The 16834-nt window shown below is 63.8% G+C and carries 17 protein-coding genes and 1 pseudogene; 5 read left to right on the top strand and 13 right to left on the bottom strand.

What is annotated here, in order from left to right; all coding sequences use genetic code 11:
• Positions 1-841: pseudogene (locus ACKOED_RS05300) on the bottom strand (IS630 family transposase); the annotation flags it as partial.
• 117 nt (positions 842-958) lie between these two features.
• Here ACKOED_RS05300 and ACKOED_RS05295 point away from each other — a divergent pair.
• Positions 959-1522: a nucleotidyltransferase domain-containing protein gene (locus ACKOED_RS05295; protein ID WP_408915538.1), complete on the top strand. Its 564-nt coding sequence runs from the start codon at positions 959-961 to the stop codon at positions 1520-1522.
• A 13-nt stretch (positions 1523-1535) separates the two neighbouring features.
• Here the strand turns inward: ACKOED_RS05295 and ACKOED_RS05290 are convergent, their stop codons facing one another.
• From ACKOED_RS05290 to ACKOED_RS05275, 4 genes are all read right to left on the bottom strand, one after another.
• The gene (locus ACKOED_RS05290; RefSeq protein ID WP_408915537.1) at positions 1536-2033 is read right to left on the bottom strand and encodes an RNA pyrophosphohydrolase; all 498 of its coding nucleotides are present in this window, start codon (positions 2031-2033) and stop codon (positions 1536-1538) included.
• Positions 2033-3175 (bottom strand): divergent polysaccharide deacetylase family protein, encoded by a 1143-nt coding sequence (locus ACKOED_RS05285; RefSeq protein ID WP_408915536.1) that lies wholly within the window; start codon positions 3173-3175, stop codon positions 2033-2035. Before ACKOED_RS05285 ends, ACKOED_RS05290 begins: the two co-directional genes overlap by 1 nt.
• A gap of 164 nt (positions 3176-3339) precedes the next feature.
• Positions 3340-4686 (bottom strand): S41 family peptidase, encoded by a 1347-nt coding sequence (locus ACKOED_RS05280; protein WP_408915535.1) that lies wholly within the window; start codon positions 4684-4686, stop codon positions 3340-3342.
• Positions 4683-5915, bottom strand: coding sequence for a murein hydrolase activator EnvC family protein (locus ACKOED_RS05275; RefSeq protein WP_408915534.1), 1233 nt, complete (start codon positions 5913-5915; stop codon positions 4683-4685). Before ACKOED_RS05275 ends, ACKOED_RS05280 begins: the two co-directional genes overlap by 4 nt.
• 269 nt (positions 5916-6184) lie before the next feature.
• On the opposite strand from ACKOED_RS05275, the gene ACKOED_RS05270 reads away from it, so the two are divergent.
• Both ACKOED_RS05270 and ACKOED_RS05265 read left to right on the top strand, forming a co-directional pair.
• Entirely contained in the window at positions 6185-8638 is a 2454-nt protein-coding gene (locus tag ACKOED_RS05270) for an arylsulfatase (protein ID WP_408915539.1), read from the top strand.
• 127 nt (positions 8639-8765) lie between these two features.
• Positions 8766-9491 carry a hypothetical protein gene (locus tag ACKOED_RS05265; protein WP_408915533.1) on the top strand — a complete coding sequence of 242 codons (726 nt, stop codon included), beginning with the start codon at positions 8766-8768 and terminating at the stop codon, positions 9489-9491.
• A 39-nt stretch (positions 9492-9530) separates the two neighbouring features.
• Here ACKOED_RS05265 and rlmH read toward each other — a convergent pair whose 3' ends face one another.
• From rlmH to rplU, 8 genes are all read right to left on the bottom strand, one after another.
• Positions 9531-10013 carry a 23S rRNA (pseudouridine(1915)-N(3))-methyltransferase RlmH gene (rlmH, locus tag ACKOED_RS05260; RefSeq protein WP_408915532.1) on the bottom strand — a complete coding sequence of 161 codons (483 nt, stop codon included), beginning with the start codon at positions 10011-10013 and terminating at the stop codon, positions 9531-9533.
• Positions 10014-10017: 4 nt separating this feature from the next.
• Entirely contained in the window at positions 10018-10620 is a 603-nt protein-coding gene (rsfS, locus tag ACKOED_RS05255) for a ribosome silencing factor (protein ID WP_408915531.1), read from the bottom strand.
• A gap of 50 nt (positions 10621-10670) precedes the next feature.
• Positions 10671-11285 (bottom strand): nicotinate-nucleotide adenylyltransferase, encoded by a 615-nt coding sequence (locus ACKOED_RS05250; protein WP_408915530.1) that lies wholly within the window; start codon positions 11283-11285, stop codon positions 10671-10673.
• The gene (locus ACKOED_RS05245) at positions 11282-12553 is read right to left on the bottom strand and encodes a glutamate-5-semialdehyde dehydrogenase (RefSeq protein ID WP_408915529.1); all 1272 of its coding nucleotides are present in this window, start codon (positions 12551-12553) and stop codon (positions 11282-11284) included. The genes ACKOED_RS05250 and ACKOED_RS05245 overlap by 4 nt, the downstream gene beginning before the upstream one ends.
• Entirely contained in the window at positions 12550-13680 is a 1131-nt protein-coding gene (proB, locus tag ACKOED_RS05240) for a glutamate 5-kinase (RefSeq protein WP_408915528.1), read from the bottom strand. The genes ACKOED_RS05245 and proB overlap by 4 nt, the downstream gene beginning before the upstream one ends.
• Positions 13677-14723 (bottom strand): GTPase ObgE, encoded by a 1047-nt coding sequence (obgE, locus tag ACKOED_RS05235; RefSeq protein WP_408915527.1) that lies wholly within the window; start codon positions 14721-14723, stop codon positions 13677-13679. Before obgE ends, proB begins: the two co-directional genes overlap by 4 nt.
• A 158-nt stretch (positions 14724-14881) precedes the next feature.
• Positions 14882-15148, bottom strand: coding sequence for a 50S ribosomal protein L27 (gene rpmA, locus ACKOED_RS05230; protein ID WP_408915526.1), 267 nt, complete (start codon positions 15146-15148; stop codon positions 14882-14884).
• Positions 15149-15176: 28 nt separating this feature from the next.
• Positions 15177-15488, bottom strand: a complete 312-nt coding sequence (gene rplU, locus ACKOED_RS05225) for a 50S ribosomal protein L21 (RefSeq protein ID WP_408915525.1) — start codon at positions 15486-15488, stop codon at positions 15177-15179.
• Positions 15489-16037: 549 nt separating this feature from the next.
• Here rplU and ACKOED_RS05220 point away from each other — a divergent pair.
• Both ACKOED_RS05220 and ACKOED_RS05215 read left to right on the top strand, forming a co-directional pair.
• A complete protein-coding gene (locus tag ACKOED_RS05220; RefSeq protein ID WP_408915523.1) occupies positions 16038-16232 on the top strand; it encodes a DUF1902 domain-containing protein in 195 nt (64 codons plus the stop codon).
• A gap of 77 nt (positions 16233-16309) precedes the next feature.
• Positions 16310-16756 (top strand): P-loop NTPase fold protein, encoded by a 447-nt coding sequence (locus ACKOED_RS05215; RefSeq protein WP_408915522.1) that lies wholly within the window; start codon positions 16310-16312, stop codon positions 16754-16756.
• Positions 16757-16834: the final 78 nt, after the last annotated feature.

The following is a 16834-nucleotide window of genomic DNA, read 5'->3' as shown; positions in this document are numbered from 1 at the left end:
TCTTTCCTTGGCTTTTCTCAGCAGGTGCTTGAGCTTGGCGAAGACCTGTTCGATCGGGTTCAGGTCCGGACTGTAGGGCGGCAGGAAGATGAGCCTGGCGCCTGCGGCCTTGATGGCAGCCCGCACCGCCTCGCCCTTGTGGCTACCGAGATTGTCCATGACGACGAGGTCCCCGGGCTTCAGCGTGGGAACAAGGAACTGCTCGACATACCGGAGGAAGCTCTCGCCATTGATCGGGCCGTCAAATACGCAGGGCGCGGTCAGCCGATCGTGGCGCAGCGCCGCCAGGAAGGTGAGCGTCTTCCAATGGCCATGCGGAACATAGGCGTTGAGACGCTTGCCCTTGAGGCCCCAGCCGCGGATCGGGGCCATGTTGGTCTTGGTCCAGGTCTCATCGATGAAGACCAGGCGTGAGGGCTCGATCCGGGTCTGATATTTCCGCCACCAGTAGCGGCGCCGCGCCACATCCCTGCGGCTCTGCTCAGCCCCATGAACCGTTTTTTTTGAAGCGCCGTCCCTCGCGGCGCAGAAACTTCCAGACCGTGGCGGGACCGACCTTCAGGCCGCGCCGGGCAAGGCCGTCGCTGAGGCCGTGCAACGTGACGTCCCCCGCATCCAGCTGAGCCAGAACCCATTCGCGATGGGTTCCGGCAATCTTCGGACGGCGATGCCCGCCGATCTTGCCAGGCGCCACGCTCCCCGTCCTGTCGAAGCGCTGCAGCCATTTGATAACGCTCGATACGCTGACGCCAAGGCGCTCGGCTACCGCATGGCGGCTTTCGCCTGCCTCCACAAACCGCACAGCACGAACGCGCATCTCCATCGGATAAGGCTTGGTCATGCAAACTGGCCTCCAACCCAGTGGCCAGCTTGAATCAGACCTCAGGTGATTTGGGAATCCCCTTTCGATTCAATCAGACTGAAAATTGCTCTATTGAAAGATAACCCGGAGCATCACATGAGCCTTGTCCCTCTGCGCCAATACCAAGCCCTGATGAAGGACTTCCACGCGCCGTGGTGTATTGGTGGCGGGTGGGCCTGCGATGTCTGGGCAGGCCGGGAGAGCCGCTATCATGCGGATGTCGACATCGTCATCTGGCGCCAGGATCAGACCGCCTTTCGGTCCTGCTTTGCCGATTGGCAGTGGCAAACATTCGTTAATGGTGTGCCTCGGCCTTGGCTCGCCCAGGCCCGCCTCGAACTCCCTGTCCACAATGCCCATGGCCAGAATGGCCGGCAGACGATGGAGGTACTGATGATCGAGCGTGAGGGCGATGTCTGGTGGTACCGGCGTAATCCGCAGGTGCGCATGCCGGCGTCGGAGGCCATGCTGATGACGTCTTCCGGCTTGCCTGTGTTAAATCCCGCCATTGCCTTGCTTTTCAAGAGCAAGCGCATCCAGGAGAAGGACCGTCATGATTTTGAAACTGTGTTGCCGGCAATGCGGTTGCAGGATCGGCGATGGTTGAAGCAGGCACTGCTCGCAGCCGATCCGGATCATGAGTGGATCGACAGATTGTGAGTCGTCGATTGTCTCACGCTCCCAGGTGCCGGAATTCGGCAATCACCTGCTCATAGACCTGGCGTTTGAACGGCACAATCATCGCCAGCACCTCGTCCATGCTGGCCCAGCGCCACTGGTCGAATTCCTGCTTGTGGCCGGGTGGCTTCAGGTTGATCTCGCTGTCATCGCCCAGAAACCGCAGCGCGAACCATTTCTGCGTCTGGCCGCGGTATTTGCCGTTCCATGACTTGCCGATCAGATGTTCCGGCAGATCGTAATTGTGCCACTGGCGGGATTCGCCGATCACCTCGGCTGAGGTGACGGCGGTTTCCTCGGCCAGTTCGCGCAGCGCCGCCAGCCTGGCATCCTCGCCCTTGTCGATGCCGCCCTGCGGCATTTGCCACCAGTGCCCCGTGCCTTCGTCGTTCTGCTTGTCGAAGCGGCGGCCGACCCATACGAGGCCTTGCGTGTTGAACAGCATCACGCCCACGCAGGGGCGGTAGGCGGTAATCTCGTCATGACGGGCCATCAGGCGGGGTTTCCCTTATAGGCGGCGCTCAAGGGCACCAGCAGGATGCCCTTCTCCTGCAGGGTTTTCGCCCATTCCGCAACGGTGTCGATGGTGATTTCCAATCCCGATCCGGTGGCAATCGCCACGCCATTGGCGATCGCCTCCTGTTCAAGCTGGGCCAGCGCCGCGGCGATGGCGGGTGCTGTCGGCGCGGCGTCGATCACCATGCTGGCCTGCCGCATCGGCAGGCCTGTCTCCGCTCCCAGCTTGGGCGACAGGGTAAGGCTGACGGTGGCGTCCTCGAGATAGGCCAGCCCGCGCGCCGTCATTTCCCGCATCACCGGCCTGAGCGCGTCCTCGGCGCCGAGCAGTCTTGCGCCCATGTAATTGGTGATGCCGGAATAGCCGGCAAAGCGGCTCATGTGCCATCTGAGCGCGTCGAGATTTTCTTTCGGCAACGCATCGCTCAGCAGCGTGTGGGGGCCTGGGTTGTTGCCGGGATAGCCAAGCGGCTCCATCGGCACCTGCAGCAGAATCTCGTGGCCGCGCGACCGCGCCTTGTTCACCTGGGCCTGAAGGTCATCGCCATAGGGTGCGAAGCCGAACGTGATGTCTCCGGGAAGTTCCTCGATGGCCTTGCGGGTGAGGCGGGCATTGAGCCCCATGCCGCCCAGCACCAGCACGATCTTTGGCTGGTTCGTATGCAGAACCGCCAGTGGCGTGGCGTGCGAATAGGCCTCGAACGGCGTTTTGCCGCCGCTTGAGATGCGCGGCAGCGGGCCTTGCGCCGTGGTTTCGGTCACGGCAGCGATGGGGGCTTTGCGCAGCGGCCGGTTAGGGGCGGCGATGATCGAGGCTTCCTCGATGGCTTCTGGCGGTTCGGCGGGCCCGGCGTCCGCCGCCATACTCTCCATCTCGGCGGCGCTCTGGTCGATCACATCCTCGGCTGGGAGGGTTTCGGCCTCGGATTGCGCGGGCGGCGGCACATCGCTCGCCTTGCCGATGGAGCCGGTGAACAGCTCGGAGGCCGCCGCCGCTGGCGGCACTGCCACAGCGGGAGCTGGCGTTGCGGCCGGGGGCGGCGGCAGGCGTGTGAGCCAGACGCCACCCGCCGCGACGACGCCAAGCAGCGAGATCGCCGCGATGGTGAGCGGCATCATGCGCCGCCGCCGCGGCCTGCGGCTCAGCCTGCGTAAGGGCTGGTGGAATTCGTCACGGGGCGTGGGCACAGGACGTCGCGATCACAGTGATTCGTTAGCCGACGAATCTCAGGCGGCAAGCGTTAACGTCCTGTTAACCCTGAATCGCGGACGCGAGCCGCCGGTCAGTTCGCGGTGGCCTCGGCCGGCGCGTCCTTGCCGGTTGTCTCCGTCTTCGGCTTGACGTTGGAGACCACCTTCACGCCGTTCAGCAGGTCGATCGCCGCCTTGAGCTGCACGTCCTTGGTCTTGTCCTCGGGCACATAGGCCGAGGAGCCGCCGCCTTCCTCGCCGCCGCCCTCATTGCTCAGGTGGCCGCGAAGCCCGGCTTCGCCTTCGGTCGAAACGTCCTTGCCCTTGAGTTCGGGCGGCAGTTCCTGCTCGATCACGATGTCGGCGTCGATGCCCTTGGCCTGGATCGACCGGCCGGCGGGCGTGTAGTAGCGCGCGGTGGTCAGCCGCAACGCACCTTCGCCGCCGAGCGGGATGATGGTCTGCACCGAGCCCTTGCCGAAGCTGCGGGTGCCGATGACGGTCGCCCGCTTGTGATCCTGCAGCGCGCCCGCCACGATTTCCGAGGCCGAGGCGGAGCCGCCGTTGATCAGCACCACCACCGGCTTGCCGCCGGCAAGGTCGCCCTTGGTGGCGTTGAAACGCTGCGCTTCATCGGCATGGCGGCCGCGGGTGGATACGATCTCGCCCTTGTCGAGGAAGGTATCCGACACGGCAATGGCCATGTCGAGCAGGCCGCCGGGGTCATTGCGGAGGTCGATGATGTAACCCTTGACCTTGTCGCCCAGCGTGGTGCGGAAATGCGCCATGGCCTTCTCGAGGCCTTCCTGGGTCTGCTCCGTGAAGGACGAAATGCGGATGTAGCCGATGTCGTTGCCTTCGATCGAATACTTCACCGACTGAACCTTGATGCGGTCGCGCGTCAGCTTCTGCTCGAAGGCATCCCTGCCCTTGCGCTGGATGGTGAGGATGATGTCGGTGCCGACCTTGCCGCGCATCTTGTCGACAGCCTCGTTCAGGGTCATGCCCTGAATATCCGTGCCATCGATTTTCACGATCAGGTCGTTGGCCTGCAGCCCGGCGCGCGAGGCCGGCGTGTCGTCGATCGGCGAGACCACCTTGATCAGGCCGTTTTCCATGGTGACTTCGATGCCAAGCCCGCCGAACTCGCCGCGGGTCTGCACGCTCATGTCCTGGAATTGCTTCTTGTTCATGTAGCTGGAATGCGGATCGAGCGAAGCCAGCATGCCGTTGATGGCGGCTTCGATCATCTTCTGCTCGTCCGGATCCTCAACGTAATCGGCCCGTACCCGGTCGAACACGTCACCAAACAGGTTGAGCTGCTTGTAGGTATCCGCATTTGAGGTGGCGCCCGCGGCGCCGAAGGCGTGCCACAGCAGGGCGGTGGACACTGCGCCCGCCAGCACCAGGCCGACATTGTGCAAACGGTTATTCTTCATCCTCGTGCCTCTTTCAAATCACCGGCCCACCAGGGGCTTGAATCGATGGCTTCGGCGCCATTCCTGAATTCGATGTATAGCACCGGCCGTCCGTCCGTTGCCAGATCGCCGAAAAGTGTGACGGAAGCAGGGCCACTGCCCATTTCTCCCACCGGCTCCCCGGCCCGGAGGAACTCTCCCACATTCGCCGTCAGCCTGTCCATCCCGGCGAGCAGCACCCGGTAGCCGCCCCCGGGGTTGAGAATGACCATCTGGCCGTAGGACCGGAAGGAACCGGCGAATTCCACCTTGCCATCGGCCGGGGCGGTCACCTGGGCGCCGGCCAGGGTGGCGATCATCAGGCCCTGCGTGTCGCGGCCGAGTCCGTCGGGCTCGCCATAAAGGAGCAACACCTGGCCCTGGGCCGGCAGGGAGAGCTTGCCCTTGGCATCCGCGAAGGCCAGCTTGGGCTGGCGCAACAGCGCCTCTTTCCGCTGGCGTTCCTGTTCGGCGGCCGAGGCGGCGGCATCCGCCTGCTGGCGCTCTTCCGCCAGCCTGTCGAGCAACTGCTTGAGGGATTTGGCTTTCTCGGCCAGTTCGGCCGTCCGCTGGCGTTCCGCCTCAAGGTCGGTATTGCCTTTGCTGACCAAGGCCCGCTTCTGCTCCACCAGCTGGCCGAGGTCGCCGCGCTGGCTGTTCAGCCGGGCAATCTCGCGGGCCACGTCGTCCTTGCGGGTCCGTATGGTGGCTTCCAGTTCCTGCAGCCGGTCGAGCCGGGTGGTGAGTTCCGCCGCCTGGTCTTGCAGGTCCGGGGCGATGGTCCCGAGGAGCATGGCGCCGCGCAGCGCCGCGAGAATGTCGTCCGGCCGCACCACCAGGGCGGGCGGCGGGTTCTGCTCCAGCTGTTGCAGCCCTGCCAGCAGTTCCGAGAGCGCATCCTGTTTCTCGCCCAGCTCGGCTAGAACCGAAGCGCGCTCGCGCTGCATGACGGCGAGTTCGGCCTCGCTTTTCGCCACCACCTCTTCCTGGGCCTGAACCTCCCCGGCGATGGCCGCGAGCTTCCGCCCTACCTCATCTTCCGCGGCGATGGCGGCGGCGATCTCCCCGGCCAGCCGCGCCTCATTCGCTTTGCCGCTCTCGATCTGCTGCTGGAGGGTTTCGAGCTGTTGTGCGTCCTGGCCCATGGCGGCCGGAGGACTGGCGGCCAGCGCCATTACCGGCATGGCAATTATGACAGCGAGACGCCGCATGAGTCCTTCAGCGTGGGAGGTTAGACCCGAGCAATGCCCGGAGGCGATTTACATTTGGTTAATCATGTCACCGCGCCAACAGACAACCCATAACATTGGTCAGTTGTCCCGGCGCTGTCGCGATGGGTTGTCCTGGATCAAGGCCGAGAATGAGCCGATCTGCTGTGTTGCGCATTATCACAGTTGCAGGCGGCCGGAATGGCCGTCCGAAAGGGGAAGCCATGGGTTTCAGGACAGCCGTTTCACGCATGGCAGCAGGTCTGCTCATGATGACAGCCAGCGGCATGGCGGTTGCGCAGCAGATCAACGGCACGCCCGGCTCGCCGGGCGCCACCATGTCGATCAGTGGCGAGCAGTTGCCGGCGCCGGCCCCGCCGTTTGGCGGCGTGATCAAGGATGGCGCCTTGCAGTCCACCCCATGGTGGCCGCCCCGGATCTTGCCCCCCAAGGGCGCACCCAATGTGCTGCTGATCATGACGGACGACTCCGGCTACGGCGTGCCATCGACCTTTGGCGGCGTGATCCCCACCCCGGCGCTGGACCGGGTGGCGGCAAACGGCCTGCGCTACACCCAGATGCATTCGACGGCGCTGTGCTCGCCCACCCGCGCGGCGCTGATCACCGGCCGCAATCATCATTCGGCGGGCTTCGGCGTCATCTCGGAGCAGGCGACCGGTTTTCCCGGCTACAATTCGATCATCGGCAAGGACAAGGCAACCATCGGCCGTATCATGAAGGACAATGGCTATGCCACGTCGTGGTTCGGCAAGAACCACAATACGCCCGCCTTCCAGGCGAGCCAGGCCGGGCCTTTCGATCAGTGGCCGGTCGGCATGGGTTTCGAGTATTTCTATGGCTTCGTGGGCGGCGACACCAACCAGTGGCAGCCCAACCTGTTCCGCAACACCACGCAGATCTATCCCTTCGAAGGCAAGCCGGGCTGGAACCTCACCACCGGCATGGCGGATGACGCCATCAGCTACATGAACCAGCTGAACCAGATCGATCCTTCCAAACCGTTCTTTGTCTATTACGTTCCCGGCGGCACGCATGCGCCCCACCATCCGACCCAGGAATGGGTGGACAAGATCCATGCCATGCACCTGTTCGATGACGGCTATGAGAAGCTCCGTGAACGGATTTTTTCCAACCAGAAGAAGCTCGGCGTCATCCCGCCGGACGCCAGGCTTTCGCCCTGGCCATCGGACATTCTGAAGCCGTGGGACCAAACGACGGACGATGAGAGGAAACTGTTCATCCGCCAGGTCGAGGTCTTCGCCGCCTATGCCGCCTATACCGATCATGAGATCGGCCGGGTCATCCAGGCGGTGGAGGATATGGGCAAGCTGAACGACACCCTGATCATCTACATCAACGGCGACAATGGCACCTCGGCCGAAGGCGGCCCGCTCGGCACGCCCAATGAGGTGGCCTTCTTCAACGGCCTCAACAAGCTGCCCGTCGATGTGCAGATGAAGTGGTACGACGTCTGGGGCACTGACCAGACCTATAACCATATGTCGGCAGCCTGGTCCTGGGCCTTCGATACGCCGTTCAGCTGGTTCAAGCAGATCGCCTCGCATCTGGGCGGCGTCAGACAGGGCATGGCGGTGTCGTGGCCGGGTCACATCTCTGATCCGGGCGGCATCCGCAACCAGTTCATGCATGTGATCGACGTGGTGCCGACCATCCTGGAGGCCACCGGCATCCGCGCGCCAGACGTCGTTGACGGCATCAGGCAGGCGCCGGTCGAAGGCATCAGCTTCGCCTATACATTTGACGCCAGCAACGCCGATGCGCCGTCGCGTCGTACGACGCAGTATTTCGAGATGTTCGGCGATCACGCCATCTATCAGGATGGCTGGATGCTCAGCACCAAGGTGAAGCGTGCGCCGTGGGAGGCCTTCGGACCCGCTAACCCCGATCCGCTCAACAACGTCACCTGGGAGCTCTTCAATCTCAAGGATGACTATTCGCAGGTGACGGACATCGCGGCGCAACACCCGGAGAAGGTCGAGGAACTGAAGAAAGTGTTTCTGGCGGAGGCCCGGAAATACAACGTCTTGCCGCTTGATGCCTCGGTAGCCTCGCGCATCGTGGCCCCGCGCCCCAACATCACGGCAGGCCGTTCGGAATTTGTCTATACCGTGCCAATGGTCGGCCTGCCGCAGGGTGACTCCCCGCTGCTGCTCAACACCTCCTACACCGTCACCGCGGAGGTCGAAGTGCCGGAAGGCGGTGCTGAGGGCATGATCCTCACCTCTGGCGGCCGCTTCGGCGGCTATGGTTTCTACCTTCTCCAGGGCAAGCCGGTGTGGCTGTGGAACATGGTCGATCTCGAGCGCCTGAAGTGGGAAGGCCCCGATGCGCTGAGCCCTGGCAAGCACACGGTGGTCTTCGACTTCAAATATGACGGCCTCGGGCCGGAAACCCTGGCCTTCAATGACTTCGAAGGCGTTGGCCGCTCCGGCACCGGCACCTTGTCGGTCGATGGCAAGGTGGTTGCCACCCAGGTCATGAAGCAAACGCTGCCGATGATCCTGCAATGGGACGAGAGCTTTGATGTCGGCTCGGACACGCTCACTGGCGTGAACGACGCCGACTATCAGCCGCCGTTTCAGCTCACCGCCAGGCTTGACCGGCTCACCGTCAAGCTCGACCGCCCGGTTCTCAGCGAAGCTGACCGCAAAAGATTGCAGGATGCCATGCTGAATAAGGACTGATTCATCCCCGACTTCTGTGGCGCGGCGCCCGGCAATCTCGACGGCGCCGCTCATCAGGGCTATAGAAAGAACATCGCAATAGAGATCCCCTCTTGTCCCGCCCTCAAGTCTTTCCCGGAGAAAAACAATGATTACGCGCAGAACCTTCGTTTCAAGCCTTGCTGCCGGCGCCGTGGCCCTTGTCCTTGCCGGGTGCCAGATCGATACCCGGACGCCGATGCGCGTGTCGGAGATCATGTCGGTCGCGCAATCGGGAGCGCCCGTCCCGGTGAGCGCCGCGATCACCGGCACCTTCGTGACGCCGCAATGGTGCAGGGACGAAGGCACCATGTCGGTCGAGACGATCTCCACGCCTGACGTGCCGCTGCAGCTGACGGGTTGCACGCCCGCCGGCAACGGCGCAACGGGCCAGTTCCAGATGAACACCAATCTGATCCGCACCGACGGTGGCCAGAGCGATGCCGTGATCCTCACCAATGTGCTGGAAGGCGACACCGCGCGCTTCGCCGTGTTCCCGCATGGCAAGCACAAGGGTCTCCTGTCGGTGGGCCTGTTCCTCAACCTGCCGCAGTTGCAGGCCGCACAGCAGAAGCTGCTCGCCATGCCGGTTTTCAAGCGCGGCGGCTATGACGGCATGACCAATTTCAGCTTCACCATCGACATCCTGAATGACACCGACAAGCCCGCCCAATTCTACCTCGCGGATGTCAGCGCCGGCGGCGACCTCCCGTCCGATGAGGCGATCATGACCATTCCGCCCGGCGGCCAGGATACGGTGACGCTCGATCCTCAGACCCAGGCCAAGCTCAGCACCACCGGCTGGGTCAACTTCATGTCCATGATCACCAATTGACACGCCGTCTGCCACGGCTCCCGGCCTTGCCGGGAGCCGTCAGGCCCGGTGATACGGGTGCCCTGCGAGAATGGTGATGGCGCGGTAGATCTGCTCGAGCAGCATCACCCGCACCAGCCGGTGTGGCCAGGTCATCGGTCCGAAGCTCAGGGTCAGCGCAGCCTTGTCCCGCACTGCCGGCGCATGGCCGTCCGGGCCGCCGATCAGAAACGCCACATCGCCGGTGCCGCCATCCAGATGGCGGCGGAGCAGACTCGCGAAGTCAGCGCTGGCCAGCGCCTTGCCGCGCTCGTCCAGCGCCACGGCGAAGCTTATGTCTGGCAGTGCCGCGGCGATGATCCGCCCCTCTTCAGCAAGCCGCAGTTCGGTGGAAGCCGCCTGCGATTCGTTGAATTCGGTCATGGCGATCCGGCTGATACCGCAGCCGCGGCCGAGCCCCTGCGCCCGCTTCAGATAGTCCTCGGCAAGCGTTCGTTCGGGGCCGGGTTTCAGCCGTCCGGCCGCGATGATGGCAAGCCGCAAGGCGTCACGTCACCGGCGGCGCGGCGGGCGCGTTGGCCGACCACAGCTTTTCCAGGTTGTAGAAGCTGCGCACCTCGGGCCTGAAGATGTGCACCACCACATCGCCGGCATCGACCAGCACCCAGTCGCATTGCGGCATGCCCTCGATGCGCAGGTCCCGGTAGCCCTTCTCTTTCAGCTTTTGCACCAGCTGGTCGGCGATGGCGCCGACATGGCGGTTGGAGCGCCCGGAGGCCACCACCATGGCATCCGCCACGGCCGCCTTGGAGTCCAGCGGAATGGTCACGATCTGCTCCGCCTTGGCATCGTCGAGCTGCGAAAGGATCAGGTCGAGCGCGCCCTGCGGTTTCGAAGTTGCCGGCTTCTTGCCCCGCGGCTTGCGTGGCTTTGATGGCTTGGGCGACGCCGCCAGAAGCTCTGGCGGAATATCCGGCAAGGAAACGGGTGGCGGGTCGGTGATGGCCTTAGGGCGGGCAGGCGCCTTGCTGCGCGGGGCGGCAGCGTTGGTCTTTGCCGCCGCCTTGCGGGCAGCGGTCTTCTTCGCTGGTGGTTTCAGTGGTCTGATCCTCGGTTCCGGTGACGTCTCTGCATCTATTGCGAGTCGCATGCCTTCGGGTGGAACAACACTTAACAAGCTAAAGCCTTTGGGGACGCCGTTCAAGGGGCAGGTGCTGCGAAGCTCTGGCCCTTGCGGATCGCCGTTGAACTCTCGCGCCGGAGCGGCATCGGAATGAAGCACCAGGCGGGCGGCCGCATGGTGACCAGGCGCGGCGCCAGCTCGGCTGGCACCTGCGCTTCCGAGAAGCGGGTTGCAGCCGGCCCGCCCAGCGCCCGCAGCGAATAGCCGGGCCTGGCCAGCACCGCGAGTGGCAGCGTTTCCATGATCTCCAGCCAGTCATGCCAGTGGTGGAGATTGGCGAAACTGTCGGCGCCCATGATCCACACGAAGTGCCCGCGTTTCAGCGCCGGCTTCAGCGCTCTGAGCGTTTCCGCCGTGGTGCGCGATCCGATCTGTTGCTCGATGTCGCTCACCACGAAACGCGGATGGCGGGCGAATGCCGTTGTTCCGGCGAGCCGGCCGGCATACTCGCCCGTCTCGGCGGGGTCCTTCAGCGGGTTCTGCGGCGAAACCAGCCACCACACCCAGTCGAGATCGAGCCGCTTCAGGGCATAGAGCGCCACCCGGTAGTGGCCGTAATGCGCCGGGTTGAAGGAGCCGCCAAACAGCCCGATGCGCTGGCCTTCGCCGAAAGCGGGCGCCTTCCGGATCATGGCCGTGTCTGCCCCGCGCCCCGCACCTGATATTTGAAGGTGGTGAGCTGCTCGACACCGACCGGGCCCCGTGCATGCAGCTTGCCCGTGGCGATTCCGATCTCGGCTCCAAAGCCGAACTCGCCGCCATCGGCGAATTGCGTCGAGGCATTGTGCAGAACGATGGCGCTGTCCACCTCCTTGAGGAAGCGTTCGGCGGCGGCCTGGTCCCCGGTGATGATCGCATCGGTGTGCTGAGAGCCGTAGCGCGCGATATGCGCCATGGCGCCGTCAACGCCATCCACCAGCTTCATGGCGACAATGGCGTCGAGATATTCCGTACCCCAGTCGGCCTCGCCCGCGGGCATCACGCGCGGATCCGCCGCCTGGGCTGCCTCGTCGCCCCGCACGGCGCAGCCCGCGTCAATCAGTATACTGATGATTGGCTTCAGAAATCTGTCCGCCCCCGCCCTGTCGATCAGGATCGTCTCGGCGGCGCCGCACACGCCGGTGCGCCGCATCTTGGCGTTGAGCACCACTTTCCGCGCCATCTCGATGTCGGCGGCCTTATCGACATAGACGTGGCAGATGCCCTCGAGATGGCTGAACACCGGCACGCGGGCATCCTGCTGCACGCGGGCCACCAGGCTTTTCCCGCCGCGCGGCACGATCAGGTCGATTGTGCCGCCGAGGCCGTCCAGCATCATGCCCACGCAGGCACGGTCGGCGGTGGGCACCATCTGGATGGCGGTGCGCGGCAGGCCCGCCGTGTCGAGGCCGCGCTGCAGGCAGGCGATGATCGCCGCGGAAGAATGAAACCCATCCGAACCGCCGCGCAGGATCGCCGCATTGCCTGACTTGAGGCACAGGCCGCCGGCGTCAGCCGTCACATTGGGCCGCGATTCATAGATGATGCCGATCACCCCGATCGGCACCCGCACGCGCGAGAATTCGAGGCCATTGGGCCTTGTCCATCTGGCGCTCACTTCGCCCACGGGGTCGGGCAGAGCGGCGATGTCCTCAAGGCCTTTGGCCATCGCCTCGACGCGGGCCTCGTTCAGGGTCAACCGGTCGATGAAGCTGGCCTTGAGGTCCTTCGTCCGCGCGGCCTCGAGATCGCGCCGGTTCTCTGACAGGATGTCGGCGGTGGAGCGGCGGATTTTCGCCGCCATGGCGTTGAGCGCCTGGTTCTTCTGCGCGGGCGGCGCCAGCGCCAGCAGCTTTGCGGCCGTGCGGGCGGCGTGGCCCAGCGTCAGCATCATGTCGCGGATTGAGATATCTGCCGTCATGCGCGGTCTCCGCCCATCAGCACCATGTCGTCGCGGTGCACGAGTTCGTCGCGTCCCCGGAACCCCAAGGCCTTCTCGATCTCCGAGGATTTGAGCCCCAGAATGCGTGTGGCATCGGCGGCGTCATAGGCAACGAGCCCGCGGGCGATCTCGCGGCCGGCGCTGGTGACGATCGAAACCGTGTCGCCGCGCGCGAAGGCCCCCGCGACCGTCTTGACGCCGGCTGGCAGCAGGCTCTTGCCTTTGGCGAGCGCCGTCGCGGCGCCCTCGTCCACCACCAGGCGGCCGATGGGCTGCAGGGTTCCGGCAATCCAGCGCTTGCGTGATTGCAGCGCGGAGGCATTGGCCACGAACCAGGTGCAGCGCCTTCCTTCATGGATACGCCGCAGGGGATGCATCTCATGGCCCGAGGCGATCACCATGTTGCAGCCCGCCCCCAGCGCGATCTTCGCCGCCTCGATCTTGGTGACCATGCCGCCGGAACCGACGCCGGACACCGGCTTTCCCGCCATCGCCTCGATCTCCGGCGTGATCTCCGCCACCAATGGCAGGAAGGCCGCCCCCTTCTGATCTGGCGGTGCTGTATAGAGCCCGTCGATGTCGGACAGAAGCACCAGGCAATCCGCCGACATCATCGAGGCGACGCGCGCCGCCAGCCGGTCATTGTCGCCATAGCGGATTTCGCTCGTCGCCACCGTGTCGTTCTCGTTGATCACCGGCACCGCGCCCTGCTCGAGAAGCGTTGCCAGTGTGGCACGGGCGTTGAGATAGCGCCGCCGCTCCTCGGTGTCGGTGAGGGTGACGAGCACCTGCGCCGCCACCATGTTCCGTGTACGGAGCGCTTCGGTCCAGGCCTGGGCCAGCGCGATCTGGCCCACGGCGGCGGCCGCCTGCTTCTGTTCCAGCCGCAGATTGCCGCGCGGCAAGCCCAGCGTGCGGCGGCCGAGCGCGATGGCGCCCGACGAGACGATGATGATCTCCGCGCCCCGCACCCGTGCGTCCGCCAGGTCGTCGATCAGCGAGGAGAGCCAGGACGCCTTGATGGCGCCGGTCTTGCCGTCCACCAGCAGCGCCGAACCGATCTTGACGACGATGCGCCGCGCCGTCTCCAGCCGCGCGGCGCTCAAGGGCGCCACTCCTCGGTGGTGATGCCGGGCGCATCGGCGGGGCGATCCCCGCGCCTGCTGGCGTCGATCACTTCAAGGAGCTTCTTCATCGCCGCGGGTACGCCCATGGTGGTGGCGCCCGAAACCAGGAGCGGTGTTTTGCGCACCCGCCGCTTGAAGTCCTTCAGCTTGTCTTCGATCGCTTCGGTGGAGAGCAGGTCGGTCTTGTTGAAGGCGATCACCTCCGGCTTGGCGGCCAGCTCTGGCGAATAGGCCTTGAGCTCCTTGCGGATCACCCGGTAGGCCGCCACCGGGTCTTCGGCGGTGACATCGATCAGGTGCAGCAGCACCGCGCAGCGCTCGACGTGGCCCAGAAACCGGGTGCCGAGGCCGTGGCCCTCATGCGCGCCCGCGATGAGGCCCGGAATATCAGCCAGCACGAAGCTGTGGTTTCCCACCTGTACGACGCCAAGCTGCGGGTGCAGCGTGGTGAAGGGATAGTCCGCGATCTTCGGTTTTGCAGCCGAGACAGCGGCCAGCAGCGTTGACTTTCCGGCATTGGGAAGCCCCAGCAGGCCGGCATCGGCGATGAGTTTGAGGCGCAGCCAGATCCAGCGCTCCTCGCCCGGCTGGCCGGGGTTGGCATGGCGCGGCGCGCGGTTGGTGGAAGACTTGAAATGGGCGTTGCCGAAACCGCCATTGCCGCCCCTGGCGATGCGGAACCGGTCGCCCACTTTCGCCAGATCGGCCACCAGTGTTTCATTGTCCTCTTCGAAAATCTGGGTTCCGGCCGGCACCTTCAGCACAATGTCGCTGGCATTGGCGCCGGCCCGCAGGCGGCCCATGCCATGGCCGCCGGTCGCCGCCTTGAAATGCTGCTGGTAGCGGTAGTCAATGAGCGTGTTGAGGCCATCGACCGCCTCGGCCCATACATCGCCGCCCCTGCCGCCGTCGCCGCCGTCTGGCCCGCCCATCTCGATGAACTTCTCGCGCCGGAACGAGACGGAGCCCGCGCCGCCATCACCCGAGCGGATATAAACCTTTGCCTGGTCGAGAAATTTCATGATCGCGCCTTGTAGCGCCAGTTACTATGTGCTGCCAGAGCAAATAATCCGAACATGCTGCAAACAAAAACGGAAAGGTGGAAGGCCACCTTTCCGCTCTGGTCTTTCCATGCTGCCGGATCGGTGGATCCGGCGGCTGCTGATCTGGAGCCCGCCGGTTACTCCGCCGCCACGGCTGGGATAACCGAGACGGTCTGCCGGTCGCCCTTGGTGCGGCGGAAGTTCACCACGCCCTGGACGGTCGCGAAGATGGTGTGATCGCGGCCGATGCCGACGCCGGTGCCAGGATGAACCTTGGTGCCGCGCTGCCGGATGATGATGTTACCGGCCACGACGGTCTCGCCGCCGAAGGCCTTGACGCCGAGACGGCGGCCCGCCGTGTCGCGCCCGTTGCGGGATGAGCCGCCTGCTTTCTTGTGTGCCATGGGATGATCTCCTGGTGTCTGTCTGCGCTCAGGCGCGGATTTCGCGGATGGTCACCGAGGTCAGGTCCTGGCGGTGGCCGTTGCGGCGGCGGTAGTGCTTGCGCCGGCGCTTCTTGAAGATAATGACGCGGGGGCCGCGGTCCTGCGAGGCGATTTCCGCCACCACGCTGGCGCCGGCCACATGCGGGGCGCCGATGTTCACGGCGCCATCGCCGCCCACCATCAGCACTTCGGTGAATTTCACCTCGTCGCCCGGGTTGCCGTCGAGCTTCTCGATCTGGATCTTGTCGCCGGCCGCAACGCGATATTGCTTGCCGCCGGTCTTGATGACTGCGTACATAGTCTTCTTCCTTCTTGTCCCGCGCCCTTTGGCGGCACTGGAAAACCCATGGCCCAGTGCGCTTTAACCGTCTGAAATATCAGACAAAATCGGGTTGCCGGAGGCAGCGCATGTGGCGCGGGGGCAAGACCCTTTCCGCGCGGATGGCAGGACATAGGGGAAACAGCGTACGGAGTCAAGTTGTGGCTTGTGCCGTAGCGTCATCCGTGATTGCTTTTGCCCAGAGCGGCGAGAGCACATGCGAGGCGTGGCTTGCGGGAGACTATTTCAAGGAGACGTCGGTTTCGATCAATGTTCTGGCCCTGCCAAAACCGGCACGCTGTCGAAGCTCCTCACGCCGAGCAAGGTTCATATGTGGATCACGGGCCTCAATACCAAGAAGACCTCGATCAAAGTCATTGCCGGTCACGAACCATGCGCGGCGCCCGCCCCGGCTGGCAACTGCGCTCACCGCGACAAGGAAAGTTGCGCGTTGGGCCTTTAGACGGAATGGCTTGACTGCCGCGCGGTGAGCGCACAGCATCCCGCATAAGCAATTGGGGAGTTGCAATGGCTCTGCTTGTCGTTAAGGCCACCTTCGACCGCGATGCGGGAGTTTGGTATGTGTCAGATTCTGAAGTGCCCGGTCTCGCGACCGAAGCGGCGAGCTTTGATGCGTTTTGCGAAAGAATTGCCTCTATCGCGCCTGACCTGCTGGCTCTCAATGGCTGGGAAGGAGATAGGGAGAAAGAAATGGCCCGCTGATGTCTCTGTTCCTGCACTGATCTCAATGGCTTTCTCTCAAGTTTCACTATCCCCACCCACTAACTCCGATGATGTCAATGAAGATACTCCCCGAACCTCCAAATGTGAACCCACAAGCGCCATTTGAGAATGATCTTTTTGGTAACGAGCGCCTAGCTGAAGGACTTACAAATCTTATCAGTGAAGTAGAGCAGCCCTTGGTTATAGCGCTTGATGGCGATTGGGGATCGGGTAAGACAACTTTTCTCAAGCAATGGAAACACAGCCTTGAGCATAGAGAAAATTCCTTTCCCGTTATATATTTTGATGCATTCGAAAATGATTATGTCGAAGATGCCTTTGCCGCTCTTGCAAGAGAAGTTGTAATCCTCATCGAGGACAAAGATAAGAAATCACAGCTGGCGACATTCCGGAAAAAGGCTGTTGCCTGCGGTTCACTGCTCCTAAAATCTGGAGCAAGACTCGCCATTAAGGCCGGCATTAGAGCGGCTTCTGCCGGGACGCTAGAGCAATTTTCAGTCTGATTGAATCGAAAGGGGATTCCCAAATCACCTGAGGTCTGATTCAAGCTGGCCACTGGGTTGGAGGCCAGTTTGCATGAC

Origin of the sequence: Aestuariivirga sp. (genome assembly GCF_046093005.1) — a bacterium.
GTDB lineage: Bacteria > Pseudomonadota > Alphaproteobacteria > Rhizobiales > Aestuariivirgaceae > Aestuariivirga.
This window is presented reverse-complemented; position numbering and strand designations above follow the sequence as displayed.

Bases quoted from the DNA above. Each gene is read 5' to 3' on its own strand.
- rplU (WP_408915525.1), bottom strand. From the start codon at position 15,488: ATGTACGCAGTCATCAAGACCGGCGGCAAGCAATATCGCGTTGCGGCC.
- ACKOED_RS05275 (WP_408915534.1), bottom strand. From the start codon at position 5,915: ATGCGGCGTCTCGCTGTCATAATTGCCATGCCGGTAATGGCGCTGGCC.
- ACKOED_RS05285 (WP_408915536.1), bottom strand. From the start codon at position 3,175: ATGATGCCGCTCACCATCGCGGCGATCTCGCTGCTTGGCGTCGTCGCG.
- ACKOED_RS05245 (WP_408915529.1), bottom strand. From the start codon at position 12,553: ATGACGGCAGATATCTCAATCCGCGACATGATGCTGACGCTGGGCCAC.
- ACKOED_RS05220 (WP_408915523.1), top strand. From the start codon at position 16,038: ATGGCTCTGCTTGTCGTTAAGGCCACCTTCGACCGCGATGCGGGAGTT.
- ACKOED_RS05270 (WP_408915539.1), top strand. From the start codon at position 6,185: ATGACAGCCAGCGGCATGGCGGTTGCGCAGCAGATCAACGGCACGCCC.
- ACKOED_RS05250 (WP_408915530.1), bottom strand. From the start codon at position 11,285: ATGATCCGGAAGGCGCCCGCTTTCGGCGAAGGCCAGCGCATCGGGCTG.
- ACKOED_RS05280 (WP_408915535.1), bottom strand. From the start codon at position 4,686: ATGAAGAATAACCGTTTGCACAATGTCGGCCTGGTGCTGGCGGGCGCA.
- ACKOED_RS05215 (WP_408915522.1), top strand. From the start codon at position 16,310: ATGAAGATACTCCCCGAACCTCCAAATGTGAACCCACAAGCGCCATTT.
- ACKOED_RS05265 (WP_408915533.1), top strand. From the start codon at position 8,766: ATGATTACGCGCAGAACCTTCGTTTCAAGCCTTGCTGCCGGCGCCGTG.
- ACKOED_RS05295 (WP_408915538.1), top strand. From the start codon at position 959: ATGAGCCTTGTCCCTCTGCGCCAATACCAAGCCCTGATGAAGGACTTC.
- ACKOED_RS05290 (WP_408915537.1), bottom strand. From the start codon at position 2,033: ATGGCCCGTCATGACGAGATTACCGCCTACCGCCCCTGCGTGGGCGTG.
- rsfS (WP_408915531.1), bottom strand. From the start codon at position 10,620: ATGCGACTCGCAATAGATGCAGAGACGTCACCGGAACCGAGGATCAGA.
- rpmA (WP_408915526.1), bottom strand. From the start codon at position 15,148: ATGGCACACAAGAAAGCAGGCGGCTCATCCCGCAACGGGCGCGACACG.
- obgE (WP_408915527.1), bottom strand. From the start codon at position 14,723: ATGAAATTTCTCGACCAGGCAAAGGTTTATATCCGCTCGGGTGATGGC.